Annotated in this window: 18 protein-coding genes and 1 other annotated feature (1 of these 19 running past the window's edge); of the genes, 17 read left to right on the top strand and 1 reads right to left on the bottom strand. The window is 43.4% G+C overall.

Features of this window, described 5'->3' with window-relative positions:
• Positions 1 to 26 (top strand) — a binding site (T-box leader); it begins 202 nt to the left of the window's first position.
• Positions 27 to 85: 59 nt separating this feature from the next.
• From alaS to ACUXV2_RS13475, 12 genes are all read left to right on the top strand, one after another.
• Positions 86 to 2719, top strand: coding sequence for an alanine--tRNA ligase (alaS, locus tag ACUXV2_RS13530; protein WP_446243711.1), 2634 nt, complete (start codon positions 86 to 88; stop codon positions 2717 to 2719).
• A gap of 83 nt (positions 2720 to 2802) precedes the next feature.
• A complete protein-coding gene (locus ACUXV2_RS13525) occupies positions 2803 to 3069 on the top strand; it encodes an IreB family regulatory phosphoprotein (protein ID WP_032087546.1) in 267 nt (88 codons plus the stop codon).
• 3 nt (positions 3070 to 3072) lie between these two features.
• A complete protein-coding gene (gene ruvX / locus ACUXV2_RS13520; RefSeq protein ID WP_446243710.1) occupies positions 3073 to 3489 on the top strand; it encodes a Holliday junction resolvase RuvX in 417 nt (138 codons plus the stop codon).
• Between the two features lie 15 nt (positions 3490 to 3504).
• Entirely contained in the window at positions 3505 to 3792 is a 288-nt protein-coding gene (locus ACUXV2_RS13515; protein ID WP_032087548.1) for a DUF1292 domain-containing protein, read from the top strand.
• A 111-nt stretch (positions 3793 to 3903) separates the two neighbouring features.
• The gene (gene mltG, locus ACUXV2_RS13510) at positions 3904 to 5094 is read left to right on the top strand and encodes an endolytic transglycosylase MltG (RefSeq protein WP_446243709.1); all 1191 of its coding nucleotides are present in this window, start codon (positions 3904 to 3906) and stop codon (positions 5092 to 5094) included.
• A gap of 225 nt (positions 5095 to 5319) precedes the next feature.
• Positions 5320 to 5970 (top strand): O-methyltransferase, encoded by a 651-nt coding sequence (locus ACUXV2_RS13505; protein WP_446243708.1) that lies wholly within the window; start codon positions 5320 to 5322, stop codon positions 5968 to 5970.
• Complete coding sequence (locus ACUXV2_RS13500) at positions 5967 to 6896, top strand: peptidase U32 family protein (protein ID WP_446243707.1); 930 nt, start codon at positions 5967 to 5969, stop codon at positions 6894 to 6896. Before ACUXV2_RS13505 ends, ACUXV2_RS13500 begins: the two co-directional genes overlap by 4 nt.
• A gap of 47 nt (positions 6897 to 6943) precedes the next feature.
• The gene (locus tag ACUXV2_RS13495) at positions 6944 to 8215 is read left to right on the top strand and encodes a peptidase U32 family protein (protein ID WP_446247076.1); all 1272 of its coding nucleotides are present in this window, start codon (positions 6944 to 6946) and stop codon (positions 8213 to 8215) included.
• Between the two features lie 5 nt (positions 8216 to 8220).
• Positions 8221 to 8856 carry a uridine kinase gene (gene udk, locus ACUXV2_RS13490; RefSeq protein ID WP_446243706.1) on the top strand — a complete coding sequence of 212 codons (636 nt, stop codon included), beginning with the start codon at positions 8221 to 8223 and terminating at the stop codon, positions 8854 to 8856.
• 172 nt (positions 8857 to 9028) lie between these two features.
• Positions 9029 to 9505: a transcription elongation factor GreA gene (gene greA / locus ACUXV2_RS13485; RefSeq protein ID WP_446243705.1), complete on the top strand. Its 477-nt coding sequence runs from the start codon at positions 9029 to 9031 to the stop codon at positions 9503 to 9505.
• A 111-nt stretch (positions 9506 to 9616) separates the two neighbouring features.
• Entirely contained in the window at positions 9617 to 11362 is a 1746-nt protein-coding gene (locus ACUXV2_RS13480) for a peptidoglycan D,D-transpeptidase FtsI family protein (protein ID WP_446243704.1), read from the top strand.
• Positions 11363 to 11476: 114 nt separating this feature from the next.
• Complete coding sequence (locus ACUXV2_RS13475) at positions 11477 to 12181, top strand: YrrS family protein (RefSeq protein WP_446243703.1); 705 nt, start codon at positions 11477 to 11479, stop codon at positions 12179 to 12181.
• 44 nt (positions 12182 to 12225) lie between these two features.
• On the opposite strand, the gene ACUXV2_RS13470 is transcribed toward ACUXV2_RS13475, so the two are convergent.
• Positions 12226 to 12432 (bottom strand): DUF2536 family protein, encoded by a 207-nt coding sequence (locus ACUXV2_RS13470; RefSeq protein WP_446243702.1) that lies wholly within the window; start codon positions 12430 to 12432, stop codon positions 12226 to 12228.
• Between the two features lie 195 nt (positions 12433 to 12627).
• Here ACUXV2_RS13470 and ACUXV2_RS13465 point away from each other — a divergent pair, with 195 nt between their 5' ends.
• From ACUXV2_RS13465 to ACUXV2_RS13445, 5 genes are all read left to right on the top strand, one after another.
• A complete protein-coding gene (locus ACUXV2_RS13465; protein ID WP_446243701.1) occupies positions 12628 to 13266 on the top strand; it encodes a class I SAM-dependent methyltransferase in 639 nt (212 codons plus the stop codon).
• Between the two features lie 15 nt (positions 13267 to 13281).
• Entirely contained in the window at positions 13282 to 13974 is a 693-nt protein-coding gene (mtnN, locus tag ACUXV2_RS13460; protein ID WP_446243700.1) for a 5'-methylthioadenosine/S-adenosylhomocysteine nucleosidase, read from the top strand.
• A 192-nt stretch (positions 13975 to 14166) separates the two neighbouring features.
• Entirely contained in the window at positions 14167 to 15090 is a 924-nt protein-coding gene (locus ACUXV2_RS13455; RefSeq protein ID WP_446243699.1) for a PLP-dependent cysteine synthase family protein, read from the top strand.
• Positions 15091 to 15092: 2 nt separating this feature from the next.
• A complete protein-coding gene (locus tag ACUXV2_RS13450; RefSeq protein ID WP_446243698.1) occupies positions 15093 to 16229 on the top strand; it encodes a bifunctional cystathionine gamma-lyase/homocysteine desulfhydrase in 1137 nt (378 codons plus the stop codon).
• A gap of 102 nt (positions 16230 to 16331) precedes the next feature.
• Positions 16332 to 16574, top strand: a complete 243-nt coding sequence (locus tag ACUXV2_RS13445) for a YrhC family protein (RefSeq protein ID WP_446243697.1) — start codon at positions 16332 to 16334, stop codon at positions 16572 to 16574.
• Positions 16575 to 17156 lie beyond the last annotated feature (582 nt).

The raw sequence follows: 17156 nt of genomic DNA, 5'->3' as shown, positions 1-17156 counted from the left end.
ACCGCGAGTTAGCTCTCGTCCCTGTTTTGGGATGAGGGCTTTTTTGTATGCTTTTTTATCTACATAACTAAAGGAGGAAATTCAAATGAACAAGTTAACCGGCGCACAAATCCGCCAAATGTTTTTAGATTTTTTTAAAGAAAAAGGACACAGCGTAGAACCGAGTGCATCGCTTGTGCCCCATGAAGACCCTTCATTGCTGTGGATCAACAGCGGTGTGGCAACATTAAAGAAATACTTTGACGGACGTGTCATTCCTCAAAACCCGAGAATCGTCAATGCACAGAAATCCATCCGTACGAATGATATTGAAAATGTAGGGAAGACGGCCCGTCATCATACGTTCTTTGAAATGCTTGGAAACTTTTCAATCGGTGACTATTTCAAAGTGGAATCAATTGAATGGGCTTGGGAATTCCTGACAGATCATAAATGGATCGGATTCGATCCTGAGAAATTATCGGTTACGATTCACCCTGAGGACGAAGAAGCATTTGAAATATGGAACAAAAAAGTAGGCGTACCAGCTGAGCGGATCATCCGGATAGAAGGTAACTACTGGGATATCGGGGAAGGCCCAAGCGGTCCTAACACAGAAATCTTCTACGACCGCGGACCCCAATATGGTGATGACCCGAAAGATCCTGAATTATATCCAGGCGGGGAAAACGACCGCTATCTTGAAGTATGGAATCTTGTGTTCTCCCAGTTCAACCATAATCCGGATGGGACGTATACACCGCTTCCAAAGAAGAACATCGATACAGGTATGGGACTTGAAAGAATGGCTTGCGTTGTTCAGGAAGTTCCTACCAACTTCGATACTGATCTGTTCATGCCGATCATGAAGGCCGTTGAAGAAATATCAGGAAAAACATATGGTGAGCATGAAGAAACCGATGTCGCTTTCAAAGTCATAGCAGATCATGTCCGTACGGTATCGTTTGCAATTGGTGACGGGGCACTCCCTTCAAATGAAGGGCGTGGATATGTATTAAGACGATTATTACGCCGTGCCGTGCGTTTTGCTAAGCAAATCGAGATCAACCGTCCGTTCATGTATGAACTGGTTCCGGTTGTTTCTGAAATCATGGTTGATTTCTATCCTGAAGTAAAAGAAAAGGCCGACTTCATCCAAAAAGTTGTGAAAAACGAAGAAGAACGTTTCCATGAAACGCTAAATGAAGGACTTGCGATTCTTTCTTCCATTGTAAAAAGAGAAAAGAAAGCCGGAAGCAATACGATTCCTGGAGAAGATGTATTCAGACTTTATGACACATATGGTTTCCCGGTGGAATTAACGGAAGAATACGCTGAAGAAGAAGGTCTTTCTGTCGATCACGAAGGCTTTGAAAAAGAAATGGAAGGTCAGCGTGAACGAGCGCGTGCTGCACGTCAGGATGTCGGAAGCATGCAAGTGCAAGGCGGTATCTTAAGTGACATCACTGTAGAAAGCAAGTTTGTAGGCTATGACAACCTGGAAACGGATGCGACTGTAGTGGAGGTTCTCGTCGATAAGGACAGGCAGCCAAAAGTGGATAAAGGACAGGAATTCCAGTTCATTCTTGACCAGACTCCTTTCTATGCAGAAAGCGGCGGACAAATCGGTGACAAAGGATATCTTGAAGGCGATGGTGTTAAAGTTTATGTAACCGATGTTAAGAAAGCACCGAACGGACAAAATCTTCACACAGGAATCGTGGAAGAGGGAACGCTTGAAACCAATCAAAAAGTTGTGGCGAAAGTATCTCGTGAATCAAGGAAGAGAGTAGAGAAGAACCATACAGCGACTCACCTGCTGCACCAGGCGCTTAAGGATGTACTTGGTGAGCATGTCAACCAGGCTGGGTCTTTAGTGGAACCGGACCGTCTGCGTTTCGACTTCTCTCACTTCGGTTCGGTCACGGATGAAGAGATGGAGAAAATCGAGAGTATCGTGAATGAGCAGGTGTGGAAAGCTATTTCAGTAAATACGGATCTTAAATCCCTCTCAGATGCTAAAGCAATGGGGGCAATGGCATTGTTTGGCGAAAAGTACGGGGAAGTGGTCCGTGTCGTTTCAATCGGTGACTACAGCCTGGAGCTTTGCGGAGGCTGCCACGTTTCCAATACATCTGAAATCGGTTTGTTCAAGATCATTTCAGAGAGCGGCATCGGTGCAGGCACACGAAGAATTGAAGCAGTTTCAGGAGAAAATGCTTATAAACTGCTGAACGATCAAGTGTCACTCCTTAAAGAAGTGGCAAGTAAACTCAAAGCGAATCCGAAGGATATTGTAAACCGAGTAGATGGTTTGATGCTTGAAATGAAAGAACTGCAAAGAGAGAATGAATCATTGGCAGCAAAGTTGTCTAACATAGAAGCAGGAAGTTTAACCGATCACGTGAAAGTCATCGATGGAATTAACGTACTTTCAGCCAAAGTCGGAGCGGGAGACAGCAATGCATTGCGTACGATGATGGATGACCTGAAGCAGAAGCTGGGATCTGCTGTCATTGTCCTGGGTACTGCAGGCGATGGCAAAGTGAACGTGATTGCGGGAGTGACGAAGGATTTAGTGGACAAGGGATATCATGCAGGGAAACTGGTTAAAGAAGTAGCTACCCGCTGCGGCGGCGGCGGTGGCGGTCGTCCTGATATGGCCCAAGCCGGCGGTAAAAACCCTGAGAAATTGGAGGAAGCACTCCAATTTGTAGAAGAATGGGTTAAATCCGTTTAACTCTGCATTAAAGTGGTGTACAATGTAGGTAACGATTAACAATTCGTTTGTTTGAAAGACAAGCCTGAAGAGAGGTGCAAAGAATGAGTTCTTTTGACAAAACGATGCGATTTGATTTTTCCGACGAGCCATTTGAACATGACGTCAAGGAAGTGCTGCTTCAAGTTCATGATGCGCTCCAGGAAAAAGGGTATAACCCGATCAATCAAATTGTTGGGTACTTATTATCTGGGGATCCCGCTTATATTCCAAGACATCAAGACGCCAGAAATATCATCCGTCGCTTGGAACGTGATGAAATCATCGAAGAATTAGTCAAATCGTATTTGAGACAGCATAAAGAGGGATAATGAATGCGAGTAATGGGACTGGACGTTGGCTCTAAAACTGTAGGCGTTGCAATCAGCGACGCCCTTGGCTGGACAGCACAAGGGATTGAAACAGTGAGAATCAATGAAGAAGAAGGCGAATTCCGTATTGACCGTATGAAGGAACTGGCCGAGGAATATGAAGTCGAAACAATCATTGTCGGGCTTCCAAAAAATATGAACAATTCAATCGGACCGCGAGGCGAAGCTTCAAAGGCTTACGGGGATCTTATACAGCGCGAGCTTTCCATCCCGGTGAAATACTGGGATGAACGCTTAAGTACAATGGCTGCGGAAAGAGTCCTCCTGGAAGCGGATGTCAGCAGAAAGAAACGTAAAAAAGTAATTGATAAAATGGCTGCAGTGATGATCCTTCAAGGATATCTTGACAGTCAAAAATAATGAGGTGAATGTTCGATGGAACACGGAGAAAAACAAATTACAGTAGTGGACGAACAAGGAAATGAACAGCTATGTGAAGTTCTGTTCACATTTGAATCAGATAAATTCAACAAGTCATATGTTCTGTATTATCCGCTTGGAGCAGATGAAAATGATGAAGAAGAAATCGAAATCCATGCTTCTGCATTCGTTCCTGGTGACGAAGGTGAAGAAGGCGAGTTAAAGCCGATTGAAACAGAAGAAGAGTGGGATATGATCGAAGAAATGCTGAATACGTTCCTGGATGAAGAAGAAGGCGAATAACCTCCTCTTTTATAAGGAACCTATAAACAGGGATCGGTGAAAGGATAATTTTATTCCTTTTTACCGGTCCCTGTTTCACTTTGTGCAAAATATTGTATAATAGGGAGGATGATGTCGAATCAACATGACGGATATCCCGCTTTTTTGCTCGAAAGGGGGAATAATGAGTTGGAAGATAAAAATAAAATGAAAGAAACGCTTATGAACAAACTTTTGGAAAGACAAGAAGAGGCGAAAGTCATTCGTAAAATCGTAGGACTTATCTTTTTATCGCTTATTATTATTATCGGAGGCACGGCCGTAGGTGGATATCTTTATGTGAAATCTGCCCTGAATCCTGTGAATCCCGATAATACCAAACCGGTGAAGGTGGAAATCCCGATCGGTTCCGGAGTCACTTCCATCGGTAATATCCTTGAAGAAAAAGGTATTGTAAAAAACGCAACGGTGTTTAAATACTATGTCAAATTCAACAATGAATCAGGTTTCCAGGCGGGTTCATATGATTTGACACCTTCCATGACGCTGAATGAAATTGTCAATAGTTTGAAGACAGGCAAGGTAATGAGAAAGGCAGAATTCAAAATTACGCTGCCAGAGGGACTTCAGCTTGATAAAATCACAGAGATAATTGCTGATAAGTCCCCATACAAGAAAGATGAAATCGAAAAGAAGCTGAATGACAAGAAATGGATCGAGCAATTAAAAAAGGAATATCCGAATTTGGTAACAGACGAACTATTCAATAAAGATATTAAGAGGCCGCTGGAAGGATATTTGTACCCGGCAACCTATTCTTTCTATGAAAAGAAACCTTCTCTAGAAGAAATACTCACGAAAATGATCGCACAAACCGATGAGGTGCTTGCACAATACCAAGATTCAATGGCGGAAAGGGAGTACACAGCACATCAATTATTGACGATGTCTTCCCTTATTGAAGAAGAAGCAACTGAAAAAGCAGACAGAGGCAAGATATCAAGTGTATTCTACAATCGAATCGAGGAAGGGATGCCCCTCCAAACCGACCCAACCGTCCTGTACGCCCTCGGAGAACATAAATCCCGTACAGTATACAAGGATTTAGAGGTGGACTCACCTTATAATACGTATAAAGTGAAAGGTTTGCCGCCTGGTCCAATCGCAAATGCCGGACTATCATCAATTGAAGCGGCACTTCAGCCGGAAGCCACGAATTATTATTATTTCCTGGCTTCCTCCAATGGATCTGTTTATTATTCAGAAACGCTTGAGGAGCACAATGAAAAGAAAGCCAAATATATTACAAATAAATCCGAATAATCCATCCTTAGAGAAGGGTTTTGAATCAAGTTCGGAAGCAGGAGAAGAGGAAAGAAATATTCGCTTTCCTCTTCTCTTTGTGTTAAAATAGTACAAGTTATTTTTTATAAATGTGCGTTATCTATGCGGATAAGTGTATTGAAGTAGAAAGCTCTTAGCAGCTTTCTTCTTTTCATGTTGTGCCGCGCCGTAAGGCAGTTTATAGGTGAGGATCGTGAAAAACATATGATGAACGAGCAGGTTATTAACTATATAGAATCAATCGTGAGAAAACGTTCTCCGCTTCTGGCTGAAATGGAACAGTATGCTGAAGAACATCATGTACCGATTATGGAGCTGGTGGGAATCGAGGCCCTTTTAGGTATTCTATCCATTCAACAGCCTGTCCGTATCCTGGAAATCGGGACGGCCATCGGATACTCGGCACTAAGAATGGCGGAAGCCCTGCCCGGAACGGAAATTACGACCATTGAACGGGATGAGGAGCGGTACGGGACGGCACAGGCGTTCTTGACGCGTTCTGAACATAAGAGCAGGATTCATACCCTTTTTGGTGACGCGCTTGAACTTCAGGCAGAAGTAGAAAAACATGGCCCTTATGATGCCATTTTCATCGATGCCGCTAAAGGCCAATACCAGAAATTCTTTGATCTTTATTCAACGATGCTTACAGAAACCGGCGTCGTCTATTCAGACAATGTATTATTCAAGGGTCTTGTCGCAGAAGAGGAAATCGAACAAAAAAGAATTCGGAACATGGTGAAAAAACTGCAGAAATACAATGATTGGCTGATGAGTCATGAAGATTATGAAACCTCCATCTTACCAGTTGGAGATGGAATTGCCATAAGTAAAAAAAGAGGTGAACGAAAGTGAAGAAGCCCGAGCTGTTGGTGACCCCGACATCCCTCTCAGATATTGAATCTTTAGCGCAAGCCGGAGCAGATGCATTCATCATCGGTGAACAAAAATTCGGATTACGCCTGGCAGGGGAATTCTCTAAAGAAGAAATAAAGAAGGCCATTACGACTGCCCACGGCTACGGTAAAAAGGTATATGTCGCGATGAATGCGATTTTCCATAATGATAAAATCGAGGATCTGGAAGAGTACATTTCTTTCTTAAAGGATGCTGAAGCGGATGCGGTTGTTTTTGGAGATCCTGCTGTATTGATGGCTGCAAGATCTGCGGCCCCCGATATGAAACTGCATTGGAACACAGAAACGACTGCAACGAATTGGTATACGTGCAATTACTGGGGCAGAAAAGGTGCAAAACGTGCCGTCCTTGCCCGTGAACTAAGCATGGATGCCATTGTGGAAATCAAGGAAAACGCAGAAGTGGAAGTCGAGGTTCAGGTACATGGCATGACATGCATGTTCCAATCGAAGCGCTCCTTACTCGGTAATTACTTTGAATATCAGGGAAAAGTGATGGAAGTGGAAAACCGCAAGGAGCAGAAAAATATGTTCCTTCATGACAAAGAACGTCATAATAAATATCCGATTTTCGAAGATGAAAACGGTACTCACATCATGAGTCCCAATGATATGTGCATGATTGATGAGCTAGGGGAAATGATTGAAGCAGGAATCGATTCATTCAAGATCGATGGAGTATTGAAATCCTCAGAATACGTTGTGGAAGTCACGAAACTGTATCGGAAAGCGATCGATTTGTTTGTAGAGGACGAAGAACAGTACGAAGATGTAAAGGATGAGCTGTTTGAGGAAGCCAAACAGCTTCAGCCTGCAAACCGACCGCTCGATACTGGGTTCTTCTTTAAAGAAACGGTCTATTGATAGAATCAATCCAGAAAGATGAATAGAACGGAGGAGTTACGTTGACCATGGTTGTAAAAGACCCTATCTCTAACGTTGTTGACGGTAAACGTGTTATCGTGAAGAAACCTGAGTTATTGGCTCCTGCCGGTAACCTTGAAAAATTGAAAATAGCTGTGCACTATGGTGCAGATGCAGTCTATATAGGCGGACAGGAATTCGGGCTGCGTTCAAACGCGGGCAATTTTACATTGGAAGAAATGAAAGAGGGAGTAGAGTTCGCTGCGAAGTATGGTGCGAAGATCTACGTAACCACAAATATTTATGCCCATAACGAGAACATGGATGGTCTGGAAGAGTACTTAATGGGTCTCCAGGAAGCAGGGATTGCAGGGATCATCGTTGCAGACCCTTTGATTATCGAGACCTGCAGACGAGTCGCCCCGAAAGTAGAGGTTCATTTAAGCACACAGCAAAGCTTATCCAATTGGAAAGCAGTTCAGTTTTGGAAAGAAGAAGGCCTTGACCGTGTTGTATTGGCGCGTGAAACGAGCGGTGAAGAAATCCGTGAGATGAAGGAAAAAGTGGATATCGAAATTGAGACTTTCATTCATGGGGCAATGTGCATAGCATATTCCGGCCGCTGTACACTGAGTAATCATATGACTGCACGCGACTCAAACCGGGGCGGCTGCTGTCAATCATGCCGCTGGGATTATGATTTGTTTCAACTTCAAGACGGAGATGAGCAGGCTCTATACAGTGAAAATGATGCTCCTTTCGCCATGAGTCCGAAAGACTTGAAGCTCGTTGAATCCATTCCAAGAATGATCGAACTTGGAATCGACAGTCTTAAAATCGAAGGCCGCATGAAATCGATTCACTATGTTGCAACAGTTGTAAGTGTCTACCGCAAAGTGATTGATGAATACTGTAAAGATCCGGACAATTTCAAAATCAGGAAAGAATGGCTCGAAGAACTTGAAAAATGCGCCAACCGGGAGGCGGCTCCTGCATTCTTTGAAGGGGTCCCGGGGTTTAAGGAGCAAATGTTCGGTGTTCATAATAAAAAGAACACGAACTTTGAATTCGTTGGACTGGTACTTGATTATGATGAGAATACTGGGATGGTGACATTGCAGCAGCGAAATCATTTCAAGCCTGGCCAGGAAGTCGAATTTTTCGGACCTGAGATATCCAATTTCACACAAGTGATCGGACAGATGTGGGATGAAAAAGGAAATGAACTTGACGTGGCGCGCCATCCATTGCAAATCGTGAAGTTCAAAGTTGATCAGAGAGTCTACCCTGACAACATGATGCGAAAGGAGAACATATAAACATTATGAAACATAAACCGGTTGTTATTGGAGTAGCAGGAGGATCCGGATCTGGAAAAACAAGCGTGACGAAAGCCATCTACGAGCAATTCCAGGGACACTCGATCTTAATGCTGCAACAGGATTATTACTATAAAGATCAATCAAATCTCCCTTTTGAGGAGCGGTTAAAAACAAATTACGATCATCCATTGGCATTCGACAATGATCTTCTCATTGATCATTTAAACGAACTTCTTAATCATCAGCCGGTTGAGAAGCCTGTGTATGATTATAAAATGCACACACGTTCGGATGAGACTATTTTGGTAGAACCAAAGGATGTCATCATTTTAGAAGGAATTTTAGTATTAGAAGATGAAAGATTGCGCAACTTAATGGATATCAAGCTTTACGTTGATACGGATGCAGATCTCCGCATCATCAGAAGGATGCTCCGTGATATCAAAGAAAGAGGCCGTTCAATTGACTCTGTAATTGATCAATACATCACAGTGGTACGCCCGATGCATAACCAATTCATCGAACCGACGAAACGTTATGCAGATGTGATCATTCCTGAAGGCGGCCATAATCACGTAGCAATCGATCTAATGGTAACAAAAATTCAAACAATTCTTGAACAAAAGTCATTTTTGTAATACGATAACATAGATAAACATATATAGGTTAAATTCCCATCAATGTAACGGAACCGGGGAATGAAGGAGAAAAGTCTTTTCCTTCATTCCCTGCCTTTACATTTTCACACATCATGAAGCACTACATAAAAAGCTTGGGAAGCTTTAAGACAGTTAAGGAGTGAAGAGGGTCATGAGTACAGAAAAAGTATACCCGATGACATTAGAGGGTAAAGAAAAATTAGAGAAAGAATTAGAAAATCTTAAAACGGTCAAACGTAAGGAAGTAGTGGAACGCATCAAAATCGCCAGAAGTTTCGGGGATTTATCTGAGAACTCCGAGTATGATGCAGCAAAAGACGAGCAGGCATTCGTCGAAGGCCGCATCTCTACATTGGAAAATATGATTCGCAATGCTAAGATCATCCAGGAAGATGACATGAATTCAGATACGGTTCAATTAGGTAAGAAAGTAACGTTCGTGGAACTCCCTGATGGAGACGAAGAAACATATACAATCGTCGGAAGTGCAGAAGCTGACCCATTTGAAGGGAAGATCTCAAATGATTCACCAATCGCAAAGAGCCTTCTCGGCCACAAAGTCGGAGCAAAAGTAACGGTTCAGACTCCAGGCGGGGAAATGAATGTGAAGATTGTAGAAGTCAGCTGATTGAATGTAACGAAAGGAAGAAGCCCATACGGGGTTTCTTCTTTTTTTATTGCCCGTGTGCCGGATTAGAAAGGGTGAATCTCGTCAACAATGTAGACGAGGTGAAGAGGAATGATACGAAAACGGGTCAGGCTGCTCGGTATCCTGCTGCTTATGGTGCTCATGCTGTTGTCGGCCAGATTAATGCAGCTGCAATTATTCCAGACGGAATCGTTCTCAAAGCATAAAATCAATCTGATTGAGGAAAGTGTGGCCCAGCGTACACAGCAGCTCGTCATTGATGAAGGCAGGGGACAGTTTTTGGACCGGGACGGGAATCCGCTTACGTTCGAGGAGAAAAATGTACTTGTCTTATTTCCTTTTTTAAAAAGAATGGAGTGGCCGGTTGAAGAGGTAGCCCGTATGATTCATGTCACCCCTGAAATCATTGAAACCAAGCTTGAACGTGCCAAAGGCCCGATTGTATTCGGGGGCAATGAGCCATTTCAGCTTTCGGAAGAACAGATGAATGAGATCAATGCATTGAAAATACAAGGGGTATTTGCCGTTACTAGAAAATTTAAGAACGAACATGTCCCTGCTTCCCAATTGATCGGGATAACCGGGGAAAACGCAGAAGAATTTCATGAACGCTACCCTGATAAAGTAAAAGGGGTGCACCAGAAGATAGGTGTGACAGGTATGCAGGAGATCTTTGATGAATGGCTGATCTCAGAAGAGCAGTCAAAGCTGATCTATCATGTAGACGCGATCGGCGGGCCGTTATTCGGGGCGGACGTGAAATATCTCGCACCTGCCAATCCATTTTATCCACTCAATATCAAAACGACCATCGACAGAGACATACAGCAGGCATTGGAAACGGTCGCAGATCAGTACAAGATTGAAAAAGGCGGCTTGCTGCTCCTCGACATCGAAAACAGCCAGGTCGTTGCCAGTGTTTCTCGCCCAGCGATGAATAACAGTGATCCATTCAGTGGAGGAGCCTCAAACTATATGCTGAAAGCACTGGCGCCGGGGTCTGTATTTAAAACAGTTGTCGCAGCCGCCGCCATGGATGAGGGAATCGTGGATGAATCACGCATGTTCGATTGCGATCAAGATATCTATGGTAAACCAGCTGACAAACAACATGGTACGATTAATATTAAAACGAGTATCGCAGTCAGCTGTAACAGAACATTTGCCGATCTGGCAAATGAACTGGTAGAAAAAGATCCACATTCCCTGGAGGAATATGCAGAAAAGCTTGGCTTGTTAGGCGACATAAGCTGGAAGGGAAACGTCTTTCACTATGAAGATTTTTCGCAGTTGCAGGTGAGTGAAGGAAGAATTTTCGTATCTGACGATGAACGGAAAGATCACAACTTTATCTCTCAAACCGGAATAGGTCAGAAGGAAGTAAGAGTCACCCCGCTCGGACTGGCAAACATGATGGCGACCATTGCCCGCGGCGGGGAAAAGTATATGGTCAGTGCTGCGACGTCCATTGAATATCAAAACGGGACAAGCATGTTTTCTTTTCCAAAAAAGAAGATGGAAGGAGATAAAATCTCCCCTTTCACCGCAATGAAGCTTCAGCAGTATTTAAGGGGAGTCGTTAACTCTCCTGAAGGAACCGCCCCTTACCTGGACACCGCCCTTTATACGATTGCAGGAAAGACGGGAACTGCCCAAACGGGAAAAGAGAGGGAAGGCAAGGAATTGTACAATAAATGGTTTGCAGGCTACTTTCCATTCGAAGAGCCTAAATATGCTTTAGTGGCAGTCAATATGGATGTACAGGAATATGAAGGGGGGATCTACCCGATCTTTAAAGACAGTGTGGACGCTGTTTATAATCTTCAGAATGAGTAAAATCTCCCGTTTCGAACGTACCATTCTAGCTGACACTTGGAAAATGGTATATGTTTCGCTTTATTCTTATTCCTCTATCGTGTTAAAATGTTTAGGATAATAGGAGGGAATCTTATGGCGAAATATAAATCTCGATTAGACCGACGTTCTAAAAATAAAACCAATATAGTCTTGAACATAGCGATCGCCGTTGTTGTTCTACTGATTGTAGTGGTAGGCGCAACGATTCTGACCGGTAACGGTTCCGATAAAGAAAATGCATCAACAGAGGTTGAAACCAATGATAAGAAATCCTCTGAAAACAGTGCTGACAAGGATAACAAAGCTGAACAAAAAAAAGATGACGACTCAGTTTCCATGAATGAGGAATCAATCGAAACAGAAGAAGATAAAGAGAAAGATAAAGATAAAAACAAAGAAGAAGAGAAAGAAGAGGCACCAGAGGAAAAGGAATCTATTGCACTCGATGACAGCAATGCCCAGATAGAGGAAAACGGCGGACCAAATGTGAATAAAACGATTGTGCACCCTGATTGGGAGCCTGTCGGAACACAGCAGTCAGGTGAGCATGTGTCTTCATATGATCCAGGCAGTGTCGACTGGGTGGAAAAAGAGAAAGCCCTATCCTACGCAACCGGCATCCCTCAGGATAACATGACAGTGTGGTACATCGAAGGTAACGGCGGCCCGCAAAAATCCATTGGTACTGTAACGGAGAAAGGCGGTTCAACTGCCTATCGAGTTTATCTGCAATGGACCGACGGACAAGGATGGCAGCCGACGAAGGTTGAGGAACTGGTAGAAAACGATAAAGACTAAGAAATGAGAAAGCTCCGGCGAATAGCGCCAGGAGCTTTCTTTTTTTATTTATTCATCTTGAAATGGACGACGGCTGTATATAGTTTTCTTCCATTTTCATCAATGGCGACCGCATGCTGTACGTGATGCACGCCGAGCATGATCGCTTTATTGTGCTCGATTTGCTCTTGTACCTTTTTCTCAAGAGCTTGTAATCGATCTGCTTCAAAAAACTCCACTTTATCCTGGATTAAATCGAATGAGATATTCATGCTGCTTCCTCCTATGTATGAAATATCACGTCATTTCTAACTGTTCCACTCCCATTTTAGTGTGCAATCGGTATTTTTACAATTTTTATTTGTTGAATTTGTAAAAGTAATATGATACTTTAATAACAGTTTTAAAATTAATTCATAGTATATTGATAGGAATTATAAACTTAATTTAAAACTGAGGTGCTTAGGATGGGAAGAGAGTTCTTGGATTTGTTCGAAGACTGGGCAGATTCTTATGATGATACGGTCGCAGGGAAAGATGCAGAGTACAAGGATGTCTTCGCAAAATATGAAGATATCCTGGGTGAGGTCGTTTCCCGTTCCAATGGGACAGTAGTGGAATTCGGACCTGGTACAGGAAATCTGACAGCCAAGCTGTCTGAAGCAGGGTTGAACGTCATCCCGTTTGAACCTTCTCCGGAGATGAGACTCATCGGGCAGCAGAAGCTGGGTGATAAAGTCTCGTTTTTAGACGGGGATTTTCTCGAATTCAAGTTGGGTGACGGCGTTGACACGATTGTCAGTACGTATGCTTTTCACCATTTAACAGACGAAGAAAAAGGAAAAGCCTTTGGCATTTATGGAAACTTGCTTGCACAAGGTGGTAAAATAGTATTTGCTGATACGATGTTTGAAACGGAACAGCATTATCAGGCCGCCATAGATCAAGCTACAGATAAGGGCTATCTGAATCTTGCAGAAGATTTGAAGCGCGAATACTATACGACTCTCGAGGTACTCCAAAGATTATTGACTGCAGAGGGTTTTACCGTGGATTTTCAGCAGATGAACAACTTTGTCTGGGTTATGGAGGCGACTAAACAATAGAAAGAGGTTTTTAACGTGAAAATCGCCATCATTGGAGCAATGGAAGAAGAAGTAGCATTACTGAGAGAAAATATTTCAAATCCGCAAACGGAAACCATTGCAGGGTGTGAATATACAAGCGGAACGATGAAAGGGAAAGAAGTCATTCTTCTTCGTTCAGGAATTGGAAAGGTAAATGCTGCTATGTCTACAGCCGTATTATTGCAGCACTTTAAGCCGGATGCCATCATCAATACAGGGTCAGCTGGAGGATTCGATCCTTCATTAAATGTAGGTGATGTCGTCATTTCCACAGAAGTGCGCCATCATGATGTAGACGTGACTGCTTTTGGTTATGAATACGGCCAGGTTCCTCAATTGCCTGCTGCATTTACAGCAGATGAGAAATTGATGAAAATAGCAGTGGACAGTGTCAGGGAGCTGGGGGATGCCCAGGTCGTTTCAGGATTAATTGCAACTGGAGATTCATTCATGAATGATCCTGCACGGGTTGAAGCGATTCGGGATAAGTTTACAGGCTTACAGGCTGTTGAGATGGAAGCAGCCGCGATTGCACAGGTGGCACATCAATTCAATGTCCCGTTCGTGATCATTCGCTCTTTATCCGATATCGCAGGAAAGGAATCTGACGTTTCCTTCGAGCAATACTTGGAAAAAGCGGCCCTGCACTCTGCTAAAATGGTGATGAACATCGTAGAGTCTATATAAAGTATTAAAGAAAGCTGACCCTAGCCCCATTCTTCCTTCTCCGTTCTCAGAAAGCTGTGGTAAAACCACTCATTTTGGAATAGAGAGAGGGAAGAAGGTGCAAAGGTCAGTTTTTTTAAAAGGGTATATCCGGCTTTTGCACGGAATCGGGCAGAGTTACAGAGCCATGTTTTAGAAAAGGGGGACAGAGCAATGGATGTATATAAAAATGTGCATGAGCTGATAGGCAATACTCCAGTGATAGAGCTTACACATTTTCCATTAAAAAACGATGTCCGTCTATTTGCCAAACTTGAATTCTTCAATCCAGGGGGAAGTATCAAGGACCGGCTGGGCATTGAACTACTGAAAGAAGCAGAGGAGACCGGTAAGATCAAACCGGGAGGAGTTTTCATCGAGCCGACTGCTGGGAATACAGGTATCGGGCTGGCTTTGGCTGCAGTGAATTCAGGATATAAAGTAATGTTTTGTGTGCCGGAAAAATTCAGCATCGAAAAGCAGGAATTGATGAAAGCACTGGGGGCTGAAATTATCCATACGCCCACTGAACTTGGGATGAAAGGTGCGATTGCAAAAGCGAAGGAGCTTTCTGAAGAAATCGATAACTCTTATTATCCAGGTCAGTTCGAAAATGAAGCCAATCCTGCTACTTACTACAGGACACTGGGTCCAGAGGTTTGGAAGCAGATGGATGGTCAAATCGATCGCTTTGTCGCAGGTGCCGGGACAGGCGGTACATTCATGGGAACTTCCCGGTATCTTAAAGAAATGAATCCGGATATCAAGACGGTCATCGTGGAACCGGAAGGCTCGATATTGAATGGAGGAGTGTCCGGACCGCATAAAACGGAAGGGATCGGTATGGAATTCCTGCCGGATTATATGGATGCTTCATACTTTGATGGAATTCATACGGTTTCCGATGAGGATGCTTTCAGAAGAGTGAAAGAACTGGCAGTGCAGGAAGGCCTGCTGGTGGGCAGTTCTTCGGGTGCAGCATTGCATGCTGCCCTTATCGAAGCAGAAACGGCAGAGCAGGGAAGCAAGATTTTAACCATCTTTCCTGACTCAAGTGAGCGTTACTTAAGTAAGAAAATTTATGAAGGAGGAATCTGATCATGAAAAAGAAAACACAGTTGATCCACGGAGGAGTTGGACTTGATCCACAGACAGGGGCGGTTTCTACACCGATCTACCAAGTAAGCACGTACAAACAGGACGAAGTAGGGAAACATAAAGGATTTGAATATTCCCGTTCAGGAAACCCGACAAGACATGCACTTGAAGAACTCATCAAGGATCTTGAAGGAGGAAAGAAAGGATTTGCGTTCGGATCCGGCATGGCAGCCATTACAGCCGTCATGATGATGTTTGACAGCGGGGATCATGTCGTGCTGACGGATGATGTGTACGGCGGTACTTACAGAGTGATGACGAAAGTTTTAAACCGTCTTGGTATCGAGTCGACATTCGTGGATTCCAGTGATATAGAAAATATCGGAAAAGCGATCAAACCGAATACGAAGGCGGTTTATATTGAAACTCCGACAAATCCTTTACTGAAAATCACCGATATTGAAGCAGCGGCAGCACTTGCCAAGAATCACAATCTACTAACGATTGTAGACAATACGTTCAGTACCCCGTATTGGCAGAATCCATTAAGTCTTGGTGCTGACATCGTGCTTCATAGTGCCACAAAATACATCGGAGGGCACAGCGACGTAGTCGCAGGACTCGTAGTCGTCAATTCGGAAGAGCTGGCAGAAGAATTGTTCTTTGTTCAGAATTCCACCGGCGGCGTATTGGGACCGCAGGATTCATGGCTCTTGATCAGAGGAATCAAAACGCTCGGTCTCAGAATGGAAGAGCATGAAGACAACACAAAGAAAATTGTAGAATACCTGACGCAGCATCCGAAAGTTTCAAAGGTCTATTATCCAGGACTCGAAACTCATCCTCATCATACTGTGGCAAAAAAACAGGCAGCCGGATTTGGCGGCATGGTATCATTCGATGTGGGGAGCGAAGAAAACGCAGATCGTCTCCTGACAAACACAAAGTATTTTACATTGGCAGAAAGCCTTGGAGCGGTTGAGAGCCTGATATCTGTTCCTGCACGAATGACGCATGCTTCTATTCCGAAGGAACGACGCACCGAATTGGGTATCACGGATGGACTGGTAAGAATCTCGGTTGGCCTTGAGGATGCGGAAGATCTTATTGAAGATCTGGAAAGAGCGTTATCACGCTAATTGCCTATTGGAAGAACTGGTATCAATTACATGCTAGGATGCATGCTTTCGTATGTTACCATAGAATGAAAGGTTACTAGTTCAAAAGTAGGTGATTGCACGATGAAGCAGGCACTAAACAAAAAGAATATACAGCATAAGATCAATGACTTCAAGCGATTTGGATTCACGTTGTTAGCACTGAGTGTTTTCATGTATTTAGGCGTGGTGATTCCCTCCGAAACTGTGACACCGGTCAAGACGATGACCCTTATGTCAGGGACGGTTGTTTTACTTGCATTTTCACTGATCTTTTTCACGAAAGCGATAAAATATAAAAAAGATCTGCAATCTGCAGATGAATAGAAAAGCGGAAGCGCCTTGCTCAGCCCCGACAAGCATAAGATGAATGGGGCGGGAAGGCGCTTTTTGCCTTCTTGACCCATTTAGCTTATGACCTCGAGGGGCTAGGGGCAGGAGCTGGATATTATAAAATGAACCCATTTTCAGGGTTCATTTTTTTGTGCACACCAATCAGGTTCATCATAGGGTTACAAGAGATGGACCCATTCTTGACAAAAATAGATGATTTGCCGTTTCGGAAGGCATCGTCCTGAATAATATGATAAAGTATTGAGAAAATCGAAATTTGCCGAAAATAAAGTGTTTACAATCTATGGATAATTGGATATACTAACCAATGTAAGAAAAAAATCACACTAAAGGAGGTCGAAAAAAATGATCATTGCTGTATTGAATTCAGGAACAACAGAATATTGTTTTAACCATTCGACCACCAGTGGGAAGATTTTCATTTAAATTCAACATGACATTTTAAATGAAGCCGCGGGGAGAATGTGCTTTCCTGCGGCTTTTTTGTGCCGCTCGGGGAAAGGATCTCTGTGCGGTTTTTTACTGCCTGAAAAAGGCTTTGAAAGGGGTGATAGA

It is taken from the genome of Rossellomorea sp. NS-SX7 (assembly GCF_052828565.1).
The sequence above is the reverse complement of the archived record's forward strand: the minus strand, read 5'-3'. Positions and strand labels throughout refer to the sequence as shown.